At 47.7% G+C, this 24373-nt stretch carries 23 protein-coding genes; 15 read left to right on the top strand and 8 right to left on the bottom strand.

Translation table 11 applies throughout. The annotated features are described in order from the left end of the window. Positions 1–86: 86 nt before the first annotated feature. From pckA to hslR, 3 genes are all read right to left on the bottom strand, one after another. Positions 87–1715: a phosphoenolpyruvate carboxykinase (ATP) gene (gene pckA, locus ACF8OV_RS10360; protein WP_005478630.1), complete on the bottom strand. Its 1629-nt coding sequence runs from the start codon at positions 1713–1715 to the stop codon at positions 87–89. A gap of 336 nt (positions 1716–2051) precedes the next feature. After that, positions 2052–2927 (bottom strand): Hsp33 family molecular chaperone HslO, encoded by an 876-nt coding sequence (gene hslO, locus ACF8OV_RS10355; RefSeq protein ID WP_005465326.1) that lies wholly within the window; start codon positions 2925–2927, stop codon positions 2052–2054. Positions 2928–2958: 31 nt separating this feature from the next. Beyond that, on the bottom strand, positions 2959–3345 hold the full coding sequence (hslR, locus tag ACF8OV_RS10350) for a ribosome-associated heat shock protein Hsp15 (protein WP_005465328.1): 387 nt from the start codon (positions 3343–3345) through the stop codon (positions 2959–2961). 255 nt (positions 3346–3600) lie between these two features. Here hslR and gspC point away from each other — a divergent pair, with 255 nt between their 5' ends. The 12 genes from gspC to ACF8OV_RS10290 all read left to right on the top strand — a co-directional run bounded on the left by gspC (position 3601) and on the right by ACF8OV_RS10290 (position 14918). After that, positions 3601–4524: a type II secretion system protein GspC gene (gene gspC, locus ACF8OV_RS10345; protein ID WP_005465330.1), complete on the top strand. Its 924-nt coding sequence runs from the start codon at positions 3601–3603 to the stop codon at positions 4522–4524. A gap of 36 nt (positions 4525–4560) precedes the next feature. Next, complete coding sequence (gene gspD / locus ACF8OV_RS10340; RefSeq protein WP_005496714.1) at positions 4561–6585, top strand: type II secretion system secretin GspD; 2025 nt, start codon at positions 4561–4563, stop codon at positions 6583–6585. Then, positions 6585–8087: a type II secretion system ATPase GspE gene (gene gspE, locus ACF8OV_RS10335; protein WP_005496716.1), complete on the top strand. Its 1503-nt coding sequence runs from the start codon at positions 6585–6587 to the stop codon at positions 8085–8087. Before gspD ends, gspE begins: the two co-directional genes overlap by 1 nt. Beyond that, positions 8087–9304, top strand: coding sequence for a type II secretion system inner membrane protein GspF (gene gspF, locus ACF8OV_RS10330; protein ID WP_140068161.1), 1218 nt, complete (start codon positions 8087–8089; stop codon positions 9302–9304). Before gspE ends, gspF begins: the two co-directional genes overlap by 1 nt. A gap of 61 nt (positions 9305–9365) precedes the next feature. Beyond that, the gene (gene gspG, locus ACF8OV_RS10325) at positions 9366–9809 is read left to right on the top strand and encodes a type II secretion system major pseudopilin GspG (RefSeq protein WP_005465191.1); all 444 of its coding nucleotides are present in this window, start codon (positions 9366–9368) and stop codon (positions 9807–9809) included. A 30-nt stretch (positions 9810–9839) separates the two neighbouring features. Further along, complete coding sequence (gene gspH / locus ACF8OV_RS10320) at positions 9840–10436, top strand: type II secretion system minor pseudopilin GspH (RefSeq protein ID WP_023624183.1); 597 nt, start codon at positions 9840–9842, stop codon at positions 10434–10436. Further along, a complete protein-coding gene (gene gspI / locus ACF8OV_RS10315) occupies positions 10423–10812 on the top strand; it encodes a type II secretion system minor pseudopilin GspI (protein WP_005478722.1) in 390 nt (129 codons plus the stop codon). The genes gspH and gspI overlap by 14 nt, the downstream gene beginning before the upstream one ends. Then, on the top strand, positions 10799–11482 hold the full coding sequence (gene gspJ / locus ACF8OV_RS10310) for a type II secretion system minor pseudopilin GspJ (protein WP_140359029.1): 684 nt from the start codon (positions 10799–10801) through the stop codon (positions 11480–11482). Before gspI ends, gspJ begins: the two co-directional genes overlap by 14 nt. Beyond that, entirely contained in the window at positions 11475–12485 is a 1011-nt protein-coding gene (gspK, locus tag ACF8OV_RS10305; RefSeq protein WP_005478666.1) for a type II secretion system minor pseudopilin GspK, read from the top strand. Before gspJ ends, gspK begins: the two co-directional genes overlap by 8 nt. Continuing rightward, complete coding sequence (gene gspL / locus ACF8OV_RS10300) at positions 12454–13656, top strand: type II secretion system protein GspL (protein ID WP_021486871.1); 1203 nt, start codon at positions 12454–12456, stop codon at positions 13654–13656. Before gspK ends, gspL begins: the two co-directional genes overlap by 32 nt. Positions 13657–13663: 7 nt before the next feature. Beyond that, positions 13664–14155, top strand: coding sequence for a type II secretion system protein M (locus ACF8OV_RS10295; protein ID WP_005458943.1), 492 nt, complete (start codon positions 13664–13666; stop codon positions 14153–14155). Position 14156: 1 nt separating this feature from the next. Then, positions 14157–14918 carry a type II secretion system protein N gene (locus tag ACF8OV_RS10290; protein WP_025535418.1) on the top strand — a complete coding sequence of 254 codons (762 nt, stop codon included), beginning with the start codon at positions 14157–14159 and terminating at the stop codon, positions 14916–14918. 285 nt (positions 14919–15203) lie between these two features. On the opposite strand, the gene cysQ is transcribed toward ACF8OV_RS10290, so the two are convergent. From cysQ to ACF8OV_RS10270, 4 genes are all read right to left on the bottom strand, one after another. Further along, positions 15204–16031, bottom strand: a complete 828-nt coding sequence (gene cysQ / locus ACF8OV_RS10285) for a 3'(2'),5'-bisphosphate nucleotidase CysQ (RefSeq protein WP_005458987.1) — start codon at positions 16029–16031, stop codon at positions 15204–15206. A gap of 41 nt (positions 16032–16072) precedes the next feature. After that, entirely contained in the window at positions 16073–16642 is a 570-nt protein-coding gene (nudE, locus tag ACF8OV_RS10280) for an ADP compounds hydrolase NudE (RefSeq protein WP_005459019.1), read from the bottom strand. Positions 16643–16862: 220 nt separating this feature from the next. Then, positions 16863–17447, bottom strand: coding sequence for a Fe-S biogenesis protein NfuA (nfuA, locus tag ACF8OV_RS10275; RefSeq protein ID WP_005458964.1), 585 nt, complete (start codon positions 17445–17447; stop codon positions 16863–16865). A 97-nt stretch (positions 17448–17544) separates the two neighbouring features. Continuing rightward, positions 17545–18270, bottom strand: a complete 726-nt coding sequence (locus tag ACF8OV_RS10270) for a ComF family protein (RefSeq protein WP_203504516.1) — start codon at positions 18268–18270, stop codon at positions 17545–17547. An 84-nt stretch (positions 18271–18354) separates the two neighbouring features. On the opposite strand from ACF8OV_RS10270, the gene bioH reads away from it, so the two are divergent. Continuing rightward, the gene (gene bioH, locus ACF8OV_RS10265; protein WP_005489494.1) at positions 18355–19122 is read left to right on the top strand and encodes a pimeloyl-ACP methyl ester esterase BioH; all 768 of its coding nucleotides are present in this window, start codon (positions 18355–18357) and stop codon (positions 19120–19122) included. A gap of 123 nt (positions 19123–19245) precedes the next feature. Further along, positions 19246–19710, top strand: coding sequence for an ATP-dependent Lon protease (locus ACF8OV_RS10260; RefSeq protein ID WP_193260434.1), 465 nt, complete (start codon positions 19246–19248; stop codon positions 19708–19710). A gap of 135 nt (positions 19711–19845) precedes the next feature. On the opposite strand, the gene ACF8OV_RS10255 is transcribed toward ACF8OV_RS10260, so the two are convergent. Beyond that, positions 19846–22167, bottom strand: coding sequence for a Tex family protein (locus ACF8OV_RS10255; RefSeq protein WP_025588023.1), 2322 nt, complete (start codon positions 22165–22167; stop codon positions 19846–19848). A gap of 212 nt (positions 22168–22379) precedes the next feature. Here ACF8OV_RS10255 and ACF8OV_RS10250 point away from each other — a divergent pair, with 212 nt between their 5' ends. Further along, entirely contained in the window at positions 22380–24260 is a 1881-nt protein-coding gene (locus ACF8OV_RS10250; protein ID WP_025985199.1) for a RimK/LysX family protein, read from the top strand. Positions 24261–24373: the final 113 nt, after the last annotated feature.

Here is a 24373-nt window from a genome sequence, read left to right as displayed (position 1 = left end):
CCCCTCAAAAGAGGGGCTTGAAGAGCATTTTTGTAACTAAGTCACTGTTGTCATCAAATCACAGGTCACTCAGTTTTGCTTCGGTATTAGTCCAGTTGAGGACCAGCCGCAACCAGTGCTTTACCTTCCGCGTTGTCAGTGTACTTATCAAAGTTATTGATAAAGCGCTCAGCCAAGTCTTTCGCTTTGCTTTCCCATTGTAGTGGGTCAACGTACGTGTCACGAGGGTCAAGGATGCTTGGATCCACACCTGGTAGTGACGTAGGTACTTCAAGGTTGAAGATTGGAATGTGCTTAGTTGGCGCATCTTCAATCGAGCCATCTAGGATCGCATCAATGATGCCGCGTGTATCTTGGATAGAGATACGTTTACCTGTGCCGTTCCAGCCGGTGTTCACTAGGTATGCTTCTGCACCTGCGGCTTCCATACGTTTTACCAGTACTTCCGCGTATTTAGTTGGGTGAAGCGTTAGGAACGCTGCGCCAAAACATGCAGAGAATGTTGGTGTTGGCTCAGTAATGCCTCGCTCTGTGCCAGCCAATTTTGCAGTAAAACCAGATAGGAAGTGGTATTTGGTTTGCTCTGGAGTCAACTTAGACACTGGCGGTAGCACGCCAAATGCGTCTGCCGATAGGAAGATCACTTTGTTTGCGTGACCGCCTTTTGATACTGGCTTAACGATGTTTTCGATGTGGTAGATAGGGTAAGAAACACGTGTGTTTTCTGTCTTAGAACCGTCATCAAAATCGATAGAGCCGTCGCTACGAACCGTTACGTTTTCTAGCAGCGCATCGCGGCGGATCGCGTTGTAGATGTCTGGCTCCGCTTCTTTCGATAGCTTGATGGTTTTCGCGTAACAACCGCCTTCGAAGTTGAAGACACCATCGTCATCCCAGCCGTGCTCATCATCACCAATTAGAGCGCGTTTAGGGTCGGTAGAGAGTGTTGTTTTACCTGTACCAGATAGGCCGAAGAATACTGCTACGTCGCCGTCTTTGCCCATGTTGGCACTACAGTGCATCGAAGCGATGTCTTTCAGAGGAAGGAAGTAGTTCATCATCGCGAACATACCTTTCTTCATCTCGCCGCCGTACCAGGTACCACCGATCAGTTGTGTACGCTCAGTAAGGTTGAAGACCGTGAAGTTTTCAGAGTTCAGACCTTGCTCTTCCCATTTCGGGTTGGTGCATTTCGCGCCGTTCATTACTACGAAGTCAGGTTCAAACGTTGCAAGTTCTTCTTCGGTAGGACGAATGAACATATTTTTTACGAAGTGTGCTTGCCATGCTACTTCTGTGATCACACGAATGCTCAAGCGAGTATCTGGGTTAGCACCACAGTAACCGTCAACGACAAATAGGCGTTTGCCAGACAACTGGTTAGTCACCAACTCTTTTAGGTCGTTCCACACTTCCTGAGTGATTGGTTTGTTGTCATTTTTTACGGTGTCAGAAGTCCACCACATGTGTTCTTCTGTCGTCGCATCTTTAACGATGTATTTATCTTTTGGTGAGCGACCAGTAAAGATGCCTGTATCAACAGCAACCGCACCTAATTCAGTAACCACACCGCGTTCGTAACCAGTTAGGTCAGCGCGCGTTTCTTCCTCAAACAGCAATTCGTAGCTTGGGTTGCGAACAACCTCTTTAACGTTATGCAGTCCGTGTTTGGTTAGATCAAGTGTTGCAGCCTTTGTATGTTCCATAACGGTCATAGGTGCTCCTTATAAGGATTTTTGTAGGGATTTTGTAAGAATGTTTTAATTTTTATCTGCTCACCATGCTAGCAACGGGGCGGGGAGAAAACAGGGAGATAGTTCAAAAATTGCCCATGATTTCACTAAGGTTTTAGGTAACCCGTCACATATTGGTGCGAATAGTTTATCGTGCGCGCAAACCTTTGCGCTAGGGCAAAACGATTATTAATTACTTAAAATTAAGCAGTTGTTTTATTACGTGGAAAGCCAGGTGTTACGGGGGGTAGATCACAAAAAGGCCAGCATAGTGCTGGCCTTTTGTGGGTAAATTACGTGCTTGATAAGCTATAAAAATTAATGCAGCGTTTTATTGCCGCCTGAAGCTTGCGTATACAGTTCGGTAACTTCTGTTTCATCGAATGTATATGTTGTGCCACAGTAATCACAGTGTAAAGAAACCGATCCTACTTCAGCTAAAATGTCGTAAATTTCAGCTTTCTCAACGGTAATGATTGCCGCGCCGCTGCGCTCACGTGAACAGCCACAGTGGAACGCTACTGGTTGAGGTTCGTACACACGTACTTTGTCTTGGTTGTATAGACGGTATAGTAGATCGTTCGCTTCTAGGCCAAACAGTTCTTCGTCTTTTACGGTGTTAGTCAGTTGCTCTAGGTGCTCGAAGTCATCTGGAGAACCAGTGCCATCAGGAATAACCTGAATAAGCATACCCGCCGCGTGCGGTTTACCTTCGAATTCGCCAGTGCGGATCCAAAGACGCGTTTTTAGCTGCTCAGAGTTAGCGAAGTAACCTTCTAACACTTCCGTCAGGTTTTCACCTTCTAGACCAACCACACCTTGGTAGCGCTCGCCTTTTTTCGGCTCGATAGTGATAACTAGGTAACCTTTACCCATCATTTCGTGCAGGCTAGCGTCATCAGCGATGTCACCTTCCCAGCGCGCTACACCACGAACTTGTTGGTTGTGGTCGCCATTGATTACTGCAAGAGAAACAGGGCCGTCACCTTGAAGTTGGATTGTGATTGAGCCTTCGAATTTAAGAGTTGCAGTCAAAAGAGTCGTTGAAACGAGTAGCTCACCCAACAGTTTTTGTACTGCTGCCGGATATTCCTTGCTGGAGATAATACGTTGGTACGCTTCATCCAATTGTACCAACTCGCCACGCACTGAAAGATCTTCGAATAGGTAGCGGTTTAAAACATTATTTGCCATGGAGTGCTTTCCTCGTCGGTAATTCCGGCTTTTATTGGTGTTTGAACTTAATGATGTCTCGGCGCTGCTTTTTATCTGGGCGGCGTTCCGGACTAGGGTTGTGGGCGTTAAGTTTGCGTTGTGTCGCGTGTTCCTCACGTTTCGCTATACTTTCATTAGTTTCGCGATACAGGGTCTGTGCGACAGGGGCGCCTCGTCGTTGATCAGAAATCTTTTCGATAATCACGGTTTTTTCTTCGTTGCCTTGACGAAGTCTGATCTCAGCGCCCAATTCAACGATTTTACTCGGCTTGCTTCGTTGGCCATTATAGTGGACTTTACCACCATCGACCATATTACGAGCGATAGAGCGGGTTTTATAAAATCTTGCGGCCCATAGCCATTTATCTAGCCTAACGGCTTCATTTAGGGAACTCATAGAACACTACGCTATCTAATCACTGCCCGAATGTGGCAATGAGTGCTGGATTATTCACCTACAGATGGAGTCAAGGCGTATTTTTTTCAAGGGAGTTGGCAAAAACTGCATAAGAAAAAGGTATGAAAAGGAAGTTGTGATATAGTTCACTGCTCTTTGTTGAGTAATAATTTTATTGCAAATTTAGCAATTTAGAGTCGATAGTTATATTTTTATAGCCCAATTGACTAACGTTAGAATAAAGGAATCAATTCAGTGAAGCGTTTAGAGCTAAGTGCAGGATTATCAAGCAGACCGCTACTGGCTCAGATCAAGTCCAACCACCACGCAATTCAAGCGAAGCTCAGTTTGCTACTTACTTGCCTATTTATTGCGATAACTGGGTGGATACTCGGTAAAGTGGTGTGGTTAGCAATCCCTCAAACGTCTGATGTGCCAAAATGGAGGCCGTCGGCGGGTAATGTTATTGCCAGCAATAAATCGAATACGATTGATTTCAATGCCCTTCAAAGCGCCAACTTATTTGGCAAATACACCGAACAAAAGCCTGTGGTCGTTGAGCAACCTGTTGTGAAAGACGCCCCAAAAACACGCCTGAATCTTACCCTTGTTGGCGCCGTTGCTAGCAGCAATCCTCAAACCAGCTTAGCGGTGATCGCTAACCGTGGTAAGCAAGCGACCTACGGAATTAGCGAAGAAATTGAAGGTACGCGTGCCACACTAAAAGCGGTGTTGGTCGATCGCGTGATCATCGATAACGAAGGCCGAGATGAAACTCTAATGCTGGAAGGCGTTGAGTATAAAAAATTGTCAGAATCGCCGCAGGCTACTCGAGTGCAAGCTGCACAGAAAGAACCTGCGTCAGACGTGAGTGACAAACTAGAGCAAATCCGAGAGGAGATTGCGAAAGATCCACAGAGTGTCTTTAAATACATCACCATTTCTCCAGTGAAAAAAGACGACGCCATTATTGGCTACCGAGTTTCTCCGGGTCGTGATGCGGCGTTATTTAATGATGTGGGTCTAGAACCTGGTGATATTGCGGTGCAACTTAATGGGATCGATTTAAGTGATCCATCTTCTTCAGTACAACTGATGCAAGTGATGAGCGATCCGCAAGAACTGAATTTGACTGTTGAGCGAGATGGTCAGCAGTACGACATCTATATCCAATTGTAATACTTAGGCAACCAGCGTAAGTTCAGGGAGACATACGTGAAACATTGGTTTAGCAAAAGTGCTTGGTTACTGGCAGGGAGTCTACTCTGCGTTCCAGGCGCGATGGCAAATGAATTTAGTGCGAGCTTCAAAGGCACTGACATTCAAGAATTCATCAACATTGTTGGTCGTAACTTAGAAAAGACCATCATCGTTGACCCTTCGGTGCGCGGTAAAATCGACGTTCGCAGCTACGACGTGTTAAACGAAGAGCAATATTACAGCTTCTTCCTTAACGTGTTGGAAGTGTACGGCTATGCAGTCGTAGAAATGGACAACGGCGTACTCAAAGTCATCAAAGCAAAAGACTCTAAGACCTCTGCAATCCCTGTTATGGGTGATGGCAGCGCAAAAGGCGATAGCGTCATCACTCGTGTGGTTGCTGTGCGAAATGTCTCTGTTCGTGAATTGTCACCGCTATTGCGCCAGCTGATTGATAACGCTGGGGCGGGTAACGTGGTTCATTACGATCCAGCCAACATCATCCTGATCACCGGTCGTGCAGCGGTAGTAAACCGTCTAGCAGAAATCATCAAACGCGTTGACCAAGCTGGTGACAAAGAGATCGAGCTAGTAGAGCTTCGCAATGCCTCGGCTGCTGAAATGGTTCGTATCGTAGAAGCCCTGAACAAAACGACCAACCAAAAGAGTACGCCTGAGTTTCTTGAGCCAAAAATCGTCGCGGATGAGCGTACGAACTCGATTCTGATTTCTGGCGATCCGAAAGTACGTGCACGCCTGAAACGTTTGATTCGTCAACTTGACGTAGAAATGGCAACGAAAGGTAACAACCGAGTGGTTTACCTTAAGTATGCAAAAGCAGAAGACCTAGTTGATGTACTGAAAGGTGTCTCTGACAACCTGCAAGCCGAAAAACAAGCGGGTCAAAAAGGTGCATCCAGTGCACAACGCGGTGAAGTCGTGATTGCGGCTCATGAAGCAACCAACTCACTTGTTCTGACTGCGCCGCCAGATATCATGATGGCTTTGCAAGACGTAATTTCTCAATTAGATATTCGCCGTGCTCAGGTTCTGATTGAAGCCTTGATTGTTGAAATGGCCGAAGGTGATGGTATTAACCTAGGCGTTCAGTGGGGGTCACTAGAAACGGGTGCTGTGATCCAGTACGGCAACACAGGTGCGCCAATCGGCCAAGTCATGGTTGGTTTGGAAGAAGCGAAAGACGTTACCAAAACGGAAAGCTACTGGAATAGTGACACGAACAAGTGGGAAAACCGTCAGTACACTGAAGAAGGTGACTACTCAACACTTGCATCTGCTCTTGGCGGCGTAAATGGTGCCGCAATGAGCATCGTGATGGGTGACTGGACGGCGCTAATTAGTGCGGTTGCTTCGGATTCCAACTCAAACATCCTGTCTTCTCCAAGTATCACTGTGATGGATAATGGCGAAGCCTCATTCATCGTGGGTGAAGAAGTGCCTGTTATTACTGGCTCGACTGCTGGTTCAAACAACGACAACCCATTCCAAACCGTTGATCGTAAAGAAGTCGGTATCAAGCTCAAAGTTGTACCACAGATCAACGAAGGTGATTCTGTTCAGCTAAATATCGAACAAGAAGTCTCTAACGTATTGGGTGCCAATGGTGCCGTTGACGTTCGTTTCGCGAAGCGCCAACTTAACACTTCCGTGATGATCCAAGATGGTCAGATGCTGGTGCTAGGTGGTTTGGTTGATGAACGTGCACTAGAAAGTGAATCGAAAGTGCCACTGCTTGGTGATATTCCAGTATTGGGTCACTTGTTCAAATCAACCAGCACGCAAACCGAAAAACGTAACTTGATGGTCTTCATTAAGCCGACCATCATCCGTGATGGTATGACCGCAGATGGTATCACTCAGCGCAAATACAACTTTATTCGTGCAGAGCAGCTTTACAAAGCTGACCAAGGCTTGAAATTGATGCCAGATGAGAAGATCCCTGTGATCCCAGCATTTGGCCAAGATCGTAAGCATCCTGCTGAAATTCAAGCGTTTATCGATCAAATGGAAAAGAACTAATGGTAGATATGTTAGACACTGCGCCAAGTATGCGTCGTCTGCCATTCAGTTTTGCCAATCGCTTTAAACTGGTTTTGGAGACTGAGCATCCAGAGCGTCCTCCAATTCTTTACTACGTGGAGCCGCTAAATCCAGCGGCTCTGGTTGAAGTGCGTCGCGTGCTTAAGCGCAGCTTCGTGCCTCAAGCTATCGACAAAGAATCCTTCGATAAAAAGCTGACTGAAGCGTATCAACGTGATTCATCAGAAGCTCGTCAATTGATGGAAGATATCGGTGCCGACAGTGACGATTTCTTCTCGTTGGCAGAAGAGCTACCGCATGACGAGGATTTGTTAGAGTCGGAAGACGATGCGCCAATCATCAAATTGATCAATGCCATGTTGGGTGAAGCGATCAAAGAAGGCGCGTCCGATATCCATATCGAAACGTTTGAAAAGACGCTTTCTATCCGCTTCCGTGTCGACGGCGTTCTGCGCGAAGTCTTGACGCCAAGTCGTAAGCTTGCGCCGTTATTGGTGTCTCGTGTGAAAGTTATGGCGAAGCTCGATATTGCTGAAAAGCGTGTGCCTCAAGATGGTCGTATCTCACTACGTATTGGTGGCCGAGCGGTCGACGTGCGTGTTTCTACCATGCCATCCTCTCACGGTGAACGAGTGGTAATGCGTCTGTTAGATAAAAACGCAACGCGCCTTGACCTGCACAGTTTGGGCATGACTCCTTCGGTACACGACAACTTCCGTCACCTCATTGGTCGCCCACACGGTATCATCTTGGTGACCGGCCCTACGGGTTCTGGTAAATCGACCACTTTGTACGCCGGCTTGCAAGAAATCAACAGCAACGAGCGCAACATTCTGACGGTGGAAGACCCAATCGAATTTGATATCGATGGCATTGGCCAGACTCAAGTTAACCCGAAAGTCGACATGACATTTGCGCGTGGTCTACGTGCGATCTTACGTCAGGACCCGGATGTGGTGATGGTGGGTGAGATCCGTGACTTAGAAACCGCGCAAATTGCGGTGCAAGCGTCTTTGACTGGTCACCTGGTAATGTCGACGCTGCATACCAACACCGCTGTTGGTGCGATCACGCGTCTGCGTGATATGGGTATTGAACCATTTTTGATCTCCTCTTCACTGCTTGGTGTGCTAGCGCAGCGTCTGGTTCGTACGCTCTGTTCTGACTGTAAAGAACCTTACGAAGCGGACAGCGAACAGAAAAAATTGTTTGGCATGGCAGAAAGTGAATCGCTCATTCTACATCGCGCGAAAGGCTGTGAAGCGTGTAACCAAAAAGGTTATCGCGGACGTACCGGCATTCATGAATTAGTGCTTGTCGATGAAACGGTTCAAGAGCTGATTCACCGCGAAGCAGGTGAGCAAGAAGTGGAAAAAGCCGTTCGTAATCATACGCCAAGTATTCGTAGTGATGGTCTAAGCAAAGTACGTCGTGGTATTACGTCACTTGAAGAAGTGATGCGAGTGACGAAGGAAGCGTAATGGCAGCATTTGAATACAAAGCGCTGGATGCAAAAGGCAAACAAAAAAAAGGCACGATTGAAGGGGATAACGCTCGTCAAGTGCGCCAACGACTGAAAGAACAAGGAATGATCCCTGTTGAGGTCGTGGAAGCCAAAGCAAAGGCGGCTAAGTCTTCAGGCTCAGTGGGCTTCAAACGTGGTATCAAAACGGCTGAACTGGCTCTGATCACGCGTCAATTGTCTACACTTGTTCAATCAGGTATGCCTCTTGAAGAGTGTCTTCGAGCAGTTTCTGAACAAGCAGAAAAGCCACGAATTCGCACCATGATCGCTGCAGTTCGCTCCAAAGTCACCGAAGGTTACCCATTGGCAGATAGCCTAGGTGATTATCCACACGTATTTGACGAACTGTTTCGCTCTATGGTCGCCGCGGGTGAAAAATCTGGACACCTTGATACGGTTTTAGAGCGCTTGGCGGAGTACGTCGAAAACCGTCAGAAAATGCGTTCTAAGCTGTTGCAAGCGATGATCTACCCTGTCGTGTTAGTGGTGTTTGCGGTGGCGATTGTCTCGTTCTTGTTGGCGACCGTAGTACCCAAAATCATCGAGCCGATCATTCAAATGGGGCAAGAGCTACCACAGTCGACGCAATTTTTGCTGGCGGCTAGTGAGTTCATCCAAGAGTGGGGGCTGATTATCTTTGTTGTGCTAGTAGTTTGTTTTTATGGCTTAAAACTGGCGTTGCAAAAACCAGATTTTCGCTTGTCTTGGGACAGAAAAATCATCAGCTTGCCGCTCGTCGGTAAGATTTCTAAAGGTCTCAATACCGCTCGTTTCGCTCGTACCTTGTCGATTTGTACTTCAAGTGCGATCCCAATTCTTGAAGGGATGCGAGTGGCGGTTGATGTGATGTCAAACCGTTACGTAAAGCAGCAAGTGTTGATTGCTGCAGACAACGTCCGTGAAGGGGCAAGCTTGCGTAAAGCTCTGGATCAAACCCGTCTATTCCCACCGATGATGCTGCATATGATCGCCAGTGGTGAGCAGAGTGGTGAGTTAGAAAGCATGTTGACGCGTGCGGCGGACAACCAAGACCAAAACTTTGAATCTACGGTCAATATTGCGTTGGGAGTGTTCACTCCTGCCTTGATCGCATTGATGGCGGGATTGGTGTTATTCATTGTCATGGCGACCTTGATGCCGATGCTAGAAATGAATAACTTGATGAGCGGATAATATTCGAATTAAGGCGTGTCTAAATTAAGACGTGGCTTGAATCTAACTTTCGGAGAAAAAAATGAAATTTAAGCGTAGTAAGCAACACGGTTTCACACTGTTAGAAGTGATGGTAGTTGTTGTTATCTTGGGTATTTTGGCAAGTTTTGTTGTTCCAAACTTGCTAGGCAACAAAGAAAAGGCAGACCAACAAAAAGCGATCACTGACATTGTGGCGTTAGAGAACGCGTTGGATATGTACAAGCTAGACAACAGCGTGTACCCAACGACAGACCAAGGTCTAGACGCATTGGTTACTAAGCCTTCTAACCCAGAACCGCGCAACTACCGTGATGGTGGTTACATCAAGCGTCTTCCAAATGACCCTTGGGGTAATGCATACCAATACCTAAGCCCTGGTGACAACGGCACGATTGATATCTTCACTCTAGGTGCGGATGGTCAAGAGGGCGGTGAAGGTCCAGCAGCGGATATTGGCAACTGGAACATGCAAGACTTCCAATAAAATGAGCGCAAGCCAGCACTAATGAAACAAATGCGAAAACATAACGGTTTTACATTAATAGAAATCCTATTGGTGCTGGTTTTGCTATCTCTTACCGCGGTGGCGGTGATCACTACGTTGCCTACCAGTCAAAAAGACCTCTCTAAACAATACGCGCAAAGTTTCTTTCAGCGTTTGCAGTTGCTTAACGAAGAAGCCGTACTCAGCGGTAAAGATTTTGGTGTGCGTGTCGACGATACCAAAAAGACCTACACCCTGCTTAGCTTGACCGCTGAAGGCTGGAAGCCGCTAGAAATGAAGCAAATTCCAAGCAAAACCAAATTAGAAGATGACATTGCATTGCAATTGGATCTAGGTGGCGGTGCTTGGGATAAAGACGATCGTTTGTTTGAGCCGGGTTCACTGTTTGAAGACATGTTTGCCGACGAAACTGAAGAAAAGAAAGTGAAACCACCGCAAGTCTTCATTTTCTCGAGCGCAGAAGTCACGCCGTTTACCTTGTCTTTTTTTCCACAAAAAGGCGATGCGTTTAACGATGGTTGGCGAGTGATCGGAAAAGAGAGTGGGCAAATTCTGTTGGTAGCGCCAGGTGAAGAAGTGGAAGAGGATGCGAATGCGCAATTTTAAGCAAACTCAACCAAACTTAAACCGTCGCCGAGTGCGAGGTATGACGTTGCTTGAAGTGTTGGTTGCACTGGCTATTTTTGCCACCGCGGCGATCAGTGTGATTCGCTCAGTGAGTCAACACATCAACACAGTCAGCTACTTAGAAGAAAAGATGTTTGCAGCAATGGTTGTGGATAACCAAATGGCGAATGTGATGCTAGATACTGGCGCGCTGAAAGCCAAGAATGGTACCGAAGAGCTAGCAGGACGTACATGGTATTGGAAAGTCACGCCTGTAGCCACCACGCAGCCATTGCTGAAAGCATTTGATGTAAGTGTCGCGACCGCGAAAAACGCGAGTCCAGTTGTTACGGTAAGAAGCTATGTGGCGCAGTAAACCCAATCGCGCAAGTAAGCGCCGCGCAGCAAAAGGTTTTACACTCATTGAAGTGCTGGTGTCGATAGCGATCTTTGCCAGTTTGAGCGTGGCGGCATACCAAGTGGTGTCGCAAGTTCAGCGCAGTAATGAGTTGTCGCAAGAGCGAACTCAGCGTTTGAATGAACTGCAACGCGCCATGGTGATGATGGATAACGACTTCCGCCAAATGGCATTGCGTCAAACGCGTACCAACGGCGAAGACCCTGCCGGGCAACTGATCTTTTGGTCGGATTATTTACTCGATTCCGACGCGAAAGGTCTAATGTTTGCACGTGTGGGTTGGCATAACCCGCAGCAACAGTTCCCGCGTGGTGAAGGGACTAAAGTGGGCTATCGCGTTAAAGAAGAAACCCTGCAGCGTGTTTGGTGGCGTTATCCAGATACCCCAGTTGGGCAGGAAGGCATTGTCACTCCGTTGCTGACGCAGGTGGAATCTTTCGACATGCGTTTTTATGACGGTAAACAGTGGAAGAAAGAGTGGGACAGCAATAAAGAGTTGCCGAAAGCTGTCTCAGTTGTCTTGAAGTTGAAGGATTACGGTGAAATTGCGCGCACGTATCTAACGCCAGATGGCAAGCTTGCAGAAAGTGAAAGAAACAAAGCATCGGAGGGCAACAACAATGGCTAATCGTCAGCGTGGTGTTGCTTTGATTATTGTACTGATGTTGTTGGCGATTATGGCGACCATTGCTGCCACCATGTCTGAACGTTTGTTTTTGCAGTTTCAGCGCGGTTCAAACCAAATCCATTACCAGCAAGCATATTGGTACAGTGTTGGTGTTGAAGCCTTGGCTGAAGTGGGTATCGAGCAGAGCTACAAAGACAGCGATACCATCAACCTCAGCCAACCTTGGGCGATTAAAGAACAAGTGTACCCATTGGACTATGGTCAAGCTGCAGGACGTATTTGGGATAAGCAAGCGTGCTTTAACCTCAATGTGTTAAGTCGAGTGCAGCCGACCGGACAACAAACCACTCGACCATATTTGGTTCAAGTGCTGCAGCGTTTGTTGGAAGAGTCGGATGTAGAGCCGTATCAAGCGGAAGTGATTGCCGATTCCACTTGGGAATACATTGATTCAGACAGCACAGTACGTTCAACCACCGGCGTGGAAGACAGCACCTACGAATCGATGAAACCTTCGTATTTAGCGGCTAATGGTTGGATGGCAGACAAAACTGAACTGCGCGCGGTATATCAAGTGAGTGGTGAAATTTATCAAAAGATTGAGCCCTTGGTATGTGCGATCCCAAGTGATGATTGGCGTTTAAACGTCAACACGATAGAGGTGGAACAAGCGCCGATTTTAGTCGCTATGTTTTCACCGAACTTGAGCAGCAGCGACGCGGTTCAACTGATAGAAAAGCGTCCCTTCGATGGTTGGGACAGCGTAGACGAATTTCTAGCGGAGTCAGAATTAACTGGCTTGAGCGATGATGTAAAGAAAAACGCCAAAGGCTATTTAGGAGTGGATAGCTCCTTCTTCGAATTGGATGCACAAGTGTTGGTGGATGATTCACGAGTACGTATCCGAAGCCTTTTGCAAAGTACAAATAGAGAAACGGTGACGGTCGTTCGCCGTCGTTTTGGAGGGATCAGTGAGCGAGTTTCTGACCGTTCGGCTGAGTAGCGAACAACAAAGTACCATTCCTTGGGTGGTGTGGTCGACAGAACAACAGGAAGTGATTGCCAGCGGTGAACTTGCCGGATGGGAACACTTGGATGAGTTGGTATCGTATGCTGGCCAGCGCCAAGTCATCGCTTTACTAGCGAGTAATGATGTGGTGTTAACTCAGGTGGACATTCCGCCTGGTGCTACACGTCAGTTCGACAACATGTTGCCTTATTTGATTGAAGATGAAGTCGCGCAAGATGTGGATAGCTTGCACTTCACCGTATTGGGTAAGCAAGCGGATAAAGCACAAGTGTGTGCGGTCGAGCGTGCATGGGTACAAACCGTGCTACAGCGTTTTGCTAGCCAAGGGTTGACCATCAAACGCATCTTGCCAGATGTATTGGCATTGCCTGTCAGTGATGACAACAGCAGTGCGGCACTGATTGGTGAGCAATGGCTAATTCGTCACTCAGAGACGGAAGGCGCGGTGGTGGATTCGGCGTGGCTGGACCTTTATCTCTCTTCTTACCTGCAAAATCATGAAGGTTGGCAACTCGAATGCTACAGTTCCGTGCCAGAATCGACTGTTGAGAGTGTATGGGTTCCTAAGCCAGAAGAAATGACGATGGCGTTGCTCGCAAAAGGCGTCGCGAGTAGTAAAACGAACCTGTTAACTGGCGAGTTTAAGCCGAAGTCTTCTTGGGGTAAGTACTGGAAAGTTTGGCAAAAGGCGGCTATCGCTGCGGGCGTTTTGTTAGTGGTGGTCGTGGCTCAGCAACTTCTCGTCGTCCACAAGTACGAGGCGCAAGCACAAGCCTATCGTGAAGAAAGCGAACGTATTTTCCGTCAGGTTTTCCCAAACAAGAATCGAATTCCGACCGTAAGTTACTTAAAGCGTCAAATGACAGATGAAGAGCGCCGTTTATCTGGTGGCTCAACAGATGTTGCGATGTTGTCTTGGCTTGCTGCCTTGCCAGCAACGCTTGGTCAGGTGAAAGATCTAGAAATCACCAGTTTTAAGTATGACGGCCAACGTGGTGAAGTGCGCATTCACGCACGTAGCTCAGACTTCCAGCCTTTTGAGCAGGCTCGTGTGAAGTTGGCTGAGAAGTTTAATGTTGAGCAAGGTCAGCTTAATCGCAGCGATAACGTTGTGATGGGTAGCTTTGTGTTAAAGCGTCAGTGAGGTGATGATGAAGAATTTAATTTCTCAAGCGCAAGCTTGGTGGAGTGGCATCTCTCAGCGTGAACAACGACTTGTGCTGGGCTGTGGTGCATTCGCCATCCTTGGTATTCTTTACTGGGGGCTGCTACAGCCGATGAGCCAACGTGCAGAGTTGGCGCAATCTCGTATCCAAAGTGAAAAGCAATTGCTTACATGGGTACAAGACAAAGCTGATGACATTACCGCATTGAGAAAAAGCGGGGGTGTCAGTTTTTCCAATCAGCCACTTAACCAACTTGTCTCTTCATCAGCGCGCCGTTTTAAGGTGGAACTGATTCGTGTGCAACCACGCAACGACAGTGTGCAAGTGTGGATTAAACCGCTCGCATTCAACCAATTGGTGGATTGGTTACGCTACTTGAAAGAGCAGCAAGGCATTGAAGTTGAATTTTTAGACATCGATCGTACAGACCAAGCGGGCATGATTGATGTGAACCGTCTGCAATTTAAGCGAGGTTAAGGTGAAGCGAGCAGTACTTTACGTTGTAATCTTTATTGTTTGTTTTTCTGTTAGCTTGATCATGGGGTTACCTGTTTCTTGGGTTCTCCAGCAAGCCCCCACTGTGAAAGGGCTAGACATACAAGGTGCTCACGGTTCCGTTTGGCAAGGTCAGGCTTCCAGCGTGCGTTGGCAGCGTCAAAACCTAGGGCAAGTGAATTGGGATTTCCAATGGTCTAGCTTATTTACCGGCAAAGCCGAATTTTCGGTACGTTTTGGGCGCGGCAGCGATATGAACATTCGCGGTCGAGGTTTAGTTGGATACAGTCTCAGCGATGGCCCTTACGCGGAAAATTTGGTGGCGTCGATCCCGGCATCGAAAGCCGTCGAACAAGCGCGCCTGCCGGTGCCTGTTGGTGTTGATGGCCAGCTGGAGTTGAACATTCGTCATGCGACTTACGCAGCTCCGTGGTGTAAAACTGGTGAAGGCACATTGGTTTGGAGTGCCAGTGGCATTCAAAGTCCAGTGGGAAGCTTAGAGCTCGGCCCTGTTATTGCTGATTTGAAATGCCAAGATAGCGTGCTAACTGCATCAGGTGAGCAAACCAGTACGCAAGTTTCCTCGGCGTTTTCAGCGGAACTGATGCCGAATCAACGCTATTCAACGAAAGCGTGGTTTAAACCTGGCGCAGATTTCCCATCAAGCATGGGGGAGCAGTTGAAATGGCTTGGACAGCCAAACGCACAAGGCCAATACGAGTTTGACTACAAAGGCCGATTCTAATCTCGAGCCAACGTAATACAGAAAAGAGCTGCCAATGTGCAGCTCTTTTTGCTTTTGGATCATAGTAGGCCAAACCCTCTATTCGCTGTACGTAAATAAATGAGGGACAAGGATGATTATTTAAGTGTTTGTATTTTAATGGAATTGTGTGATTTTGTGCAGTTTAATTAGCTTTAGGTATATGGTAGGTCAAATACTGTTAAAGCTGCTCATGCGGGAAAAGAAAAGGCCGTGAACGGAATTCACGGCCTAATGATACAAGTTGAGTTACGCAAGTATAAGTACTTAATCTTTGCGTTGCAGGATGTCATCCCAAGGCAAATTCGTATCGCCCAGCACGATAAAGTTCGGGTTCTCTAGCGTTTCCCGTTCGTTGTAAGACAAAGGTTCGAGGTGAGTGCTGAGAATACGTCCGCCGGCTTCTTCCACGATGCATTGCGTTGCTGCTGTATCCCATTCGCCAGTAGGGCCCAAACGTAAATAGCAATCGACCGCTCCTTCCGCCACCAAACACGCTTTTAGTGCTGCAGAACCGAGAGGAATTAAGTCGTAGTTCCAAGCGCTGCTCATGCGGCTGGTGATGCGATTAATGTCTTGGCGACGGCTGATAGCAATGGCAATGTTTTGTCCTGCTTGTTCATGTTTGTGCGTGTGGATTTTCACGCTTTCAGACATGTCTGGGATTTTCCACGCACCTTTGCCGCTGTATGCGTAATACGTGACGCCAGAAACTGGCCCATACACCACGCCCATCGCTGGCTTGTTGTTGTCAATTAATGCAATGATGGTCGCAAAGTCGCCACTGCGTGCGATGAATTCTTGTGTGCCATCTAATGGGTCGACCAACCAATAACGCTGCCATTGTGCGCGCTGCTCTAAGCTGATGTCGGCGGCTTCTTCAGACAACACGGGGATGTCTGGTGTCAGTTCACTTAAACGTTCAGTGATGAGTTTGTGCGCGGCAATATCAGCGCTTGTGACCGGTGTTTCATCACTTTTGGTATACGCTTCATATTGCTTTTTCTCGTAGATATCGAGAATCATTTGTCCCGCACTGCGGGCAATTTCGATAACTTGAGGAAGCAGGTGAGATAGATCTTTTGTCATTGGCATAGGTGATAGTCCTTACTCACAATATTTGTCGGTTTACACCGTTATTGATTGTTGTTGTGAGTGGTGTTTGGTAAGTGTTTCAGTGCCAACATTAACGCCGTGATGCTTCGTGCTTCACAGAAGTCCAAATGCGTTAATAGCTCTTCGGCTTGTGCGAGTGGCCAGCGCACAATTTCTAACGGCTCTGGTTCGTCGCCTTCTTGTTTTTCAGGGTATAGCGATTGACCTAGAAACAGCGTCATCTTGCTCGAAAAATAAGAAGGAGCAAGGATCACTTGTTTTAACGGGGTGAGTTCCTTACAACCAAAACCAATTTCTTCCTTTAGTTCGCGATCGGCGGCCTGATGTGGCGTTTCACCGGGATCGATAAGACCTTTAGGAAAACCCAGTTCGTAACGCTCTGTACCAGCAGCGTATTCACGTACCAACAGTAAATCGCCCTGCTCGGTTACCGGTACAACCATTACGGCATCGCGACCACTTGGCTTCATGCGCTCATAAGTGCGATGCTCGCCATTGGAGAAGCGAAGGTCGAGGGCTTCCACAGCAAACAGTTTTGATCGTGCGACCGTCTGACAAGAGAGAATCTCTGGTGGGGTCCTTTTCGACATGGCGCTGACTCCTTGGTGTCGTTGGCTTTTGTAAGGTGCGTAAGATTCTTAATATATGAGAACTCTGCAAGAGTTGCTAGTTTGATTTCATCGCTTCGGCAGTGTTCGCTCGATAACCTTGAAAGAGGTCGTGTGTGACGAAGAATCTCACGTGTTTAATGGATTGTTCAGATACAAAAATGGGAGACCAAAGCCTCCCATTTTCACCGACGATAAGCTCTTAGTAGTAAGAGTGGTCACCACGGTCGTGTTCTGTTGCATCTCGAACTGCTGTTAGCTCACCAACGAATTGGTTTAGTAGCTCTTTCTCGATGCCTTCTTTTAGTGTTACGTCAACCATTGAACAACCGTTACAGCCGCCACCGAATGCAACGATAGCTACGCCTGCTTCAGTAATCTCAACCAAGTTCACGTGACCGCCGTGGCCAGCAAGCTGTGGGTTAACTTGAGTTTGGATAACGTACTCAACACGCTCAACAAGTGGCGCATCGTCCGACACTTTACGCATTTTTGCGTTTGGTGCTTTCAATGTCAGTTGAGAACCCATTTTGTCGGTAACGAAGTCGATTTCAGCGTCTTCAAGGAAAGGTAGGCTTAGCTCATCCACGTAAGCTGAAAAACCTGCGTAAGGGATCTCAGTGTCGGTCGCTTCAACCGCTTCTGGTGGGCAGTAAGATACGCCACACTCAGCGTTTTGTGTACCTGGGTTCACAACGAAAATACGAATGTTAGTGCCTTCTGGCTGTTGGCCTAGAAGGTTAGCGAAATGCGTTTGCGCAGTTTCTGTAATAGTAATATTTGACACGACGAATACCTGAGTAATTTTGTAGGTTACTGCTGCTATTCTACTCCTGTTGACGTATGGGTCTAGTCTTTTTGATGCTAAGGCATGGCGAAGCGAACTAGACAGCACCAGGAGCAGGGGTTCTGCAGATGCAGTAAATATCGACGGTTTCTACGCCAACTTCAAGTAGTAAATGACATAATTGTCGAACCGTGCTTCCCGTCGTGACCACATCATCTACTATTGCGACGTGGTTATACTTTGGTGGCTGATTTAAGGTGAAAGCGCCTTTTAAATTCTGTTCTCGGCTGGATTTCTTGTACCCGCGCTGCGACTGGACGTGTTTTACGCGGCGAAACACGTGATTATCAAACCTCACATTAAGGTGGCCAGCCAAATGTCGCGCCAATATGTCGCTCTGATTAAAGCCTCGATACAAGTAGCGTTGCCAGTGCAATGGCACTGTGGTGATAAGCGGAGCGGGAGTTGAAATGCGCTGGGCAAGCAATTGCGTTAAAGCGCGAACATGCCATGTTTGTCCATGATCTTTGAAGCGTTGTACTTCTCGAGACAGCGGAAAGTCGTAGTCTCCTAAGGTAAATAGCCGTTGCCACGGTGGAGGCTCGGAGAGGCACTCGCCGCAAATACTCTCTATATTCGCTTCCTCAGCTTTTAAGCTCAATCCACAGCGTTGGCAGCGTTTTACTGGCGTAAGATATTGATAACAGTTATCACACCAACGCAGCGCATTGGGTTGAGCGGCAGCCTGAATCGGGAAGCGACATAAACCGCATTGACTGCTGAGCACACGATGCATGATGTTTTGCCAGTGATGAGATAACATACCGCTTATTCAAGGTTAGATTTTGCACAGCCTAACGCTTGAGTGAAGCGATAAGGAATAAAATAAGTGGGAGAGATTGAGAGCATGAGCACGAATTTACACTGGCAGTCGTTCGGTCAGGGACCGGATTTGGTGTTGCTGCATGGCTGGGGGATGAATGGCGCAGTTTGGCAGCAAACGGTCGAATCTCTGCAGGCCGATTTTTGTGTCCATGTCGTCGATCTTCCTGGATACGGCTTTAGCGCTGAGCATCATGGTGAAGACCTCGCACAAATCGCTGCCATGGTACTAAAAGATGCGCCAGAGAAAGCAGTGTGGCTAGGTTGGTCGTTGGGTGGCTTGGTTGCTACGCACATTGCGCTCAATGCTCCTCAGCGAGTGAGTAAGCTGATCACCGTCGCCAGCTCACCAAAATTTGCCGCAGAAAAACCGTGGCGCGGCATTCAACCGAATGTACTGAGCGCGTTCACCTCTCAGTTACTAGAAGATTTCTCTCTGACCATTGAGCGCTTTATGGCTCTGCAAGCCATGGGAAGTCCGTCTGCACGTAAAGATGTTAAACAACTCAAACAAGCGGTGCTATCGCGTCCTCAGCCGAACCCAGAGTCACTATTGGTTGGCTTAAATATTTTGGCGGATGTTGACCTGCGTGATGCTTTGATTTCCCTGACCATGCCGATGCTACGTCTTTACGGTCGTTTGGATGGTTTGGTGCCGATTAAAGTGGCGACCGATCTCAGCCAGCAACTGCCTCACACGCAACAGTTTGTCTTTTCTCAATCTTCTCATGCACCGTTCATGACAGAACATGATGAATTTTGTGCGCAAGTTCGAGATTTCGCTCAGGATTAAAGTCGTGCAGTGAAAAAGGCTAAAGTTGATTAAAATTTGGTCGATATAATTGTCGGTAAGGTTTTATTCGTAAATAAGGCCAAGCCATATTGACGAGTTGGGCGACTCTGAGGAGGGTTCGCAATGATTGTGTCACCGACCAACGTAAGTGTGCCACTGATCGCCCCATCCGTTAATGTGCAGACGGAACAAGCTGCTCGTGACAACAGAGTCCGAGAACCTGTGACGCCGACGGTCGCATTGGCAAAAACCAATGCCGAGCGCAAAGTAAAAAGTGATGAAAAGCGACGACGTCAGTCCTCTTGGGATCCCTCTGAGCATCCCGATTACGAAGTGGGTCATGAAGTTGATGCGCGTTATCACGAGGAGCCGGAAGACACGCTTGAAAGGCTTTTCGATTTACTGGCACTGAAATCGTACAGTGAAGATCAGGGAAAGGGCTATGCGATACGCTTTCGTTTACCGAAGCGCATTTTGGATGCTGCGATCAACCAAGGATTGATGGAAAAGCGCAGGAAGGTGATCAAATTTCATTATGGTCATTCGGTCGTGCCCCATACCCCGTCAGAAGTGATAGCAGTATTATGACGAATCAATATCCTATCCAATAAAAACGCTCCAATCAGCATGACTGACTGGAGCGTTTTCTTTTTTCTTCTGGATGCTTGAAGTCGTCGCCCAGCTGCAACCTTAATATCTCAAGTGCAGCCGTTAAAACCTAGACTACTTCTTTGCTTTGGCGAAAGCCGCCGCAAATGCGCCACCCATCGCATTGTTCGATGAGGAATCATCACGGCGAGGTTGACGACGTTGTGATTGGTCATTACGACGCGGCGCTGCTGATGAGCGTTGGCTGCGGTTGTCTTGACCCGGCTCGTCGTTTAAACGCATCGATAGACCGATACGCTTGCGCTGTACGTCCACTTCCATCACTTTCACTTTAACGATGTCACCTGCTTTCACCACTTCACGCGGATCAGAAACGAAACGATCCGTCAGGGCTGAGATGTGCACTAAACCATCTTGGTGAACACCAATATCGACGAAAGCACCAAAGTTGGCCACGTTCGATACGACGCCTTCGAGAATCATGCCCGGTTCTAGATCTGCAACCGAGTTAACGCCTTCAGCGAAGGTCGCTGTTTTGAACTCCGGGCGAGGGTCTCGGCCTGGTTTATCCAGCTCTTTGATGATATCGGTCACCGTTGGGACACCGAAGTGCTCATCGGTGTAATCCACCGCGTGCAGACCTTTAAGGAACGTCGAATCGCCAATCAGTGCTTTGATGTCTTTACGGTTCTTCTCGGCAATCGCTTTGACTACAGGGTAGGCTTCCGGGTGCACTGCAGAGGCATCCAGTGGGTTTTTACCATCCATAATACGAAGGAAACCCGCACACTGTTCGAACGCCTTAGGACCTAAACGAGGCACTTTCTTCAAAGTTGTACGTGCTTCGAAACGACCGTTTTCATCACGGAAGTCGACAATGTTCTGTGCGATAGTGCTCGACAAGCCCGCAACGCGCGTGAGTAGCGCTGCAGAGGCAGTGTTCACATCAACACCCACGGCGTTTACACAGTCTTCGACAATCGCATCAAGACGTTTTGCCAGCATAGATTGGCTAACATCGTGCTGATATTGGCCCACACCGATCGATTTAGGATCGATTTTAACGAGCTCCGCTAGCGGGTCTTGCAGACGACGAGCAATCGACACCGCACCACGCAGAGATACGTCCATATTTGGGAACTCTTTAGCTGCAAGCTCAGATGCTGAGTAAACCGATGCCCCCGCTTCACTAACGATGATTTTCTGAACTTTCAGGTTGCCGCGCTTGATCACATCCGCCACAAAGCTGTCGGTTTCACGCGAAGCCGTGCCGTTACCTATCGCAATCAAATCCACGTTGTATTTGCGCACCAACTGATCAACGATTTGCGCTGATTTGTCGTATTGCTTTTGTGGTGGGTGAGGGTAGATGGTTTCTGTTGCAAGCACTTTACCAGTAGGATCGACAATAGCGATTTTAGAGCCGGTACGCAGACCCGGGTCGAGACCCAGCGTCGCACGAGGGCCTGCCGGTGCTGCCATCAACAAATCTTTTAGGTTGGTGGCAAACACTTCAATTGCTTCGATTTCAGCACGTTCTTTCATTGCGCCCATCAGCTCGGTTTCCATGTGCATCGATACTTTGATGCGCCATGCCCAACTGATCACTTGTTTACGCCATGCGTCCGCCGGTGCGCTGCTTAGCGTCACGCCATAATGGTCGGCAATGATGGTTTCACAGTACGATTGGCGTGCACCTTCTTCTTGTTCTGGGTCGGCGTTCATCGCCAACGTCAAAAAGCCTTCATTACGGCCTCGTAACATCGCCAGTGCACGGTGTGATGGCACTTTGCTCAGTGGCTCGTTATGGTTGAAGTAATCTTTAAACTTCTCGCCTTCTTGCTCTTTACCTTCAACGACACGAGAAACCAGTTCCGCGTTGCGGTTTAGATGAGCACGAATTTTTTCAAGCAGGTTCGCATCCTCAGCAATGCGCTCCATGATGATTGCGCGAGCGCCATCCAGTGCCGCTTTGGTATCCGTGATGCCTTTGTCCGCATCAAGATATTTCGTCGCTTCGCTTTCTGGTTCTGTTTGTGGCTGGTTCCAAAGTGTATCAGCGAGAGGTTCTAAGCCAGCTTCAATCGCGATTTGGCCTTTGGTGCGGCGCTTTGGTTTGTATGGCAGGTAAAGGTCTTCCAGGCGAGTCTTGCTGTCGGCTTGCGTGATCTCTCGTTCTAGTTCTGGCGTCAGTTTGCCTTGTTCTTGGATCGACTTCAGAATGGTTTGACGGCGATCGTCGAGCTCGCGAAGGTATGACAGACGGCTGTCCAGAGTACGCAGTTGGGTATCATCAAGGCCACCTGTCACCTCTTTACGGTAACGTGCAATAAATGGGACCGTGTTACCATCATCAATCAGGGTGACAGCGGCGTTGACTTGCTCTGGGCGAACATTCAGTTCTTGAGCAATCATGCGACAGATAGCTTGGCTCATCCGTGTATTCTCTTTTAATTCGGTTTGGATATTGGTTGTGTATAGAACATTGGGGTCATTCATAGAATTTGCAATGTTTTAAATTAGCTTCGCAAAAATTTACCGGGCGCTGGTGGACATCGGTCAGATTTATGTCAAAACTGTAATTAAATTGAGAACTTATAAGTTCTGTTGGCGACTAATTTTATATACCTTGGCTCACACGGATAATCATGATGAAAAAAATGTCTTTGGCTCTGGCACTCTCTAGTGCTCTCCTGATAGCCCCGTTTGGTTGGGCGCAATCCATCTCTGCAACCACGCAAGATCCCATTTATCAACTTGATGATAAGTTAGTTTTAGGGCGGGTCGAAAGTGTGTATTACAGCGAAATTCCTGAGCTAAGTGACGTCCCTTTCATCGGTAAAATTGATACCGGCGCTGACACCACCTCCATGCATGCAGAAAATATTCACGTAAGCAGCAGCAATCCCCAATACAAGAATCTTAAAGATGACAAACTGCTGTGGGCAATTGTCGACGATTTAGGTGGCACGCAAGCCAAATGGGAAGCCAACAGTTTTGAACCTTATCAAGTCACCGTCAGTTTCACGATTCAGCATCCTTATACTGGCAAAGAGATCACGGTAACCGACGATCTTGAGCGCATCAGTGCTATCCGCAGTCGCACTAGCAAAAAACCGATTTTGCGTCCAACCGTAAAAATGCCGATGACGATTGCTGGGCATACGGTAGATACCGTGGTGAATCTTACCTCGCGCAAACAGTTCTCTGCGCCAATCCTGATTGGCAAAACTTACCTAGATGATAACGCGTGGGTGTTTGCTGGGTATGACTACCTGCAAGAACAACCCAACGCGAAAATGATTGGTAAGAAAGAGACGGTAGAAATCGAAGGCATTCCCTACAAAACCAGCGTTTCGACAAGCAGCCGTTACACCAACGTTCACGCTCTCGACATTAAAGTGGATAAAAAAGCCAAGCAAGTGTCGTTTACTTTAGAGGGTGAGAACGGCAAGCGCCATCCTATGACACTGCCATTGGTGCGCATGTTGAAAACCACCAAGAGCGAGCGACCTTTGGTGTATCTGCCTGTCAAGATTGACGAAAACGAAACTCAGCAATGGTTGGTGTACTTACGAGACCGCAGTAAGTTCAGTTCGCAAATCCGTCTGGGCCGAGACGTAGTGAGCCAACATTTCGTAATAGATACCGACAAAGAGAATTTGCTCGGTGGTGTGGAAAAAACCTTTAAGAGTGCATTGAAGTCCAAGCCATTGGTGATTTCACCGGAAGAGGAAGTGAACATTGATGGCTACGTGGTTCCCGCTTATCCAACCTTTACCGTGAAAACGCCATTATTACGCGTGAATGGATTTGAACTGAGTGAAAAGGGCAAAGACGAAGTCGCGACGTTCTATTTGAGCAATGAAAAAGGCAAAGAAGAAAAAATCACCAAACCCGTGCTGAAGAAACTCAAAGTCGGCGATATGGTACGTCCTGTGGTGGAAGGTGACTTCTTGTTCGGTGACAAAGAGAAGTCGATGGAGTTTGCTATCGACGTGCTAGATAAAGATGAAGAGCAGCCGTTTTTCGTTTTCGGCCACAACATGGCTAAAGGTGGCGTGCTACTGAATACGCGCGCTGATCACTTGCTCGATGCAAAACCTTTGTTCCGAGCCGGCCACATCGAAGTGGCCGAAGTGGAAGGCATGTCTTTCCCGGTCAAACTGGACACCGGTGCGGATGTCAGTTCTATCAATGCTAAGGACATCAAACTGTTCCAAAAAGATGGCAAAGACATGGTGAGCTTTACCTACGAAAATGACCTCGGTATGCAAAAGGCCTTTACTCGCGAAGTGGTAGACGTAATGAAAATTACTGCGAAAAAAGGCGAGAAAGCAAACGTCCGTCCGGTGGTGGAAATGCACGTCAAACTGGGTGAGTTAGAGAAGAAAATTCGCGTGAATTTGCAAGATCGCGGACGCTTTCATTACAGCATGATTTTGGGTAAAAACTTCTTAAAGCACGGTGCGTTAGTGGCGAGTGAAACCAATTATATCGTGACGAAAAAACCAGATTACGAAAAATAGTCGAACTGTCGCCTAACCTAATTGCCAATACCCAAAGTCCGCTCTGAGAATCTTGTGGCTTTGGGTATAATTCTAGGTTTAGGATGAAGATCGCGTAAGCGTCGATGCTGCTG

It is taken from the genome of Vibrio sp. GLN_1, assembly GCF_043106015.1.
Taxonomy (GTDB): domain Bacteria; phylum Pseudomonadota; class Gammaproteobacteria; order Enterobacterales; family Vibrionaceae; genus Vibrio; species Vibrio parahaemolyticus.
Note: the sequence above shows the minus strand (reverse complement) of the source record. Positions and strands in the feature narration are given on the sequence as shown.

Excerpts from the sequence above, each read along its gene's own strand:
- gspF (WP_140068161.1), top strand. The coding sequence starts at position 8,087 with ATGGCAGCATTTGAATACAAAGCGCTGGATGCAAAAGGCAAACAAAAA.
- gspK (WP_005478666.1), top strand. The coding sequence starts at position 11,475 with ATGGCTAATCGTCAGCGTGGTGTTGCTTTGATTATTGTACTGATGTTG.
- pckA (WP_005478630.1), bottom strand. The coding sequence starts at position 1,715 with ATGACCGTTATGGAACATACAAAGGCTGCAACACTTGATCTAACCAAA.
- ACF8OV_RS10260 (WP_193260434.1), top strand. The coding sequence starts at position 19,246 with ATGATTGTGTCACCGACCAACGTAAGTGTGCCACTGATCGCCCCATCC.
- bioH (WP_005489494.1), top strand. The coding sequence starts at position 18,355 with ATGAGCACGAATTTACACTGGCAGTCGTTCGGTCAGGGACCGGATTTG.
- hslR (WP_005465328.1), bottom strand. The coding sequence starts at position 3,345 with ATGAGTTCCCTAAATGAAGCCGTTAGGCTAGATAAATGGCTATGGGCC.
- gspJ (WP_140359029.1), top strand. The coding sequence starts at position 10,799 with ATGTGGCGCAGTAAACCCAATCGCGCAAGTAAGCGCCGCGCAGCAAAA.
- ACF8OV_RS10295 (WP_005458943.1), top strand. The coding sequence starts at position 13,664 with ATGAAGAATTTAATTTCTCAAGCGCAAGCTTGGTGGAGTGGCATCTCT.
- gspI (WP_005478722.1), top strand. The coding sequence starts at position 10,423 with ATGCGCAATTTTAAGCAAACTCAACCAAACTTAAACCGTCGCCGAGTG.
- gspE (WP_005496716.1), top strand. The coding sequence starts at position 6,585 with ATGGTAGATATGTTAGACACTGCGCCAAGTATGCGTCGTCTGCCATTC.
- ACF8OV_RS10255 (WP_025588023.1), bottom strand. The coding sequence starts at position 22,167 with ATGAGCCAAGCTATCTGTCGCATGATTGCTCAAGAACTGAATGTTCGC.
- hslO (WP_005465326.1), bottom strand. The coding sequence starts at position 2,927 with ATGGCAAATAATGTTTTAAACCGCTACCTATTCGAAGATCTTTCAGTG.
- gspG (WP_005465191.1), top strand. The coding sequence starts at position 9,366 with ATGAAATTTAAGCGTAGTAAGCAACACGGTTTCACACTGTTAGAAGTG.
- cysQ (WP_005458987.1), bottom strand. The coding sequence starts at position 16,031 with ATGCCAATGACAAAAGATCTATCTCACCTGCTTCCTCAAGTTATCGAA.
- ACF8OV_RS10270 (WP_203504516.1), bottom strand. The coding sequence starts at position 18,270 with ATGTTATCTCATCACTGGCAAAACATCATGCATCGTGTGCTCAGCAGT.
- nudE (WP_005459019.1), bottom strand. The coding sequence starts at position 16,642 with ATGTCGAAAAGGACCCCACCAGAGATTCTCTCTTGTCAGACGGTCGCA.
- gspH (WP_023624183.1), top strand. The coding sequence starts at position 9,840 with ATGCGAAAACATAACGGTTTTACATTAATAGAAATCCTATTGGTGCTG.
- ACF8OV_RS10250 (WP_025985199.1), top strand. The coding sequence starts at position 22,380 with ATGATGAAAAAAATGTCTTTGGCTCTGGCACTCTCTAGTGCTCTCCTG.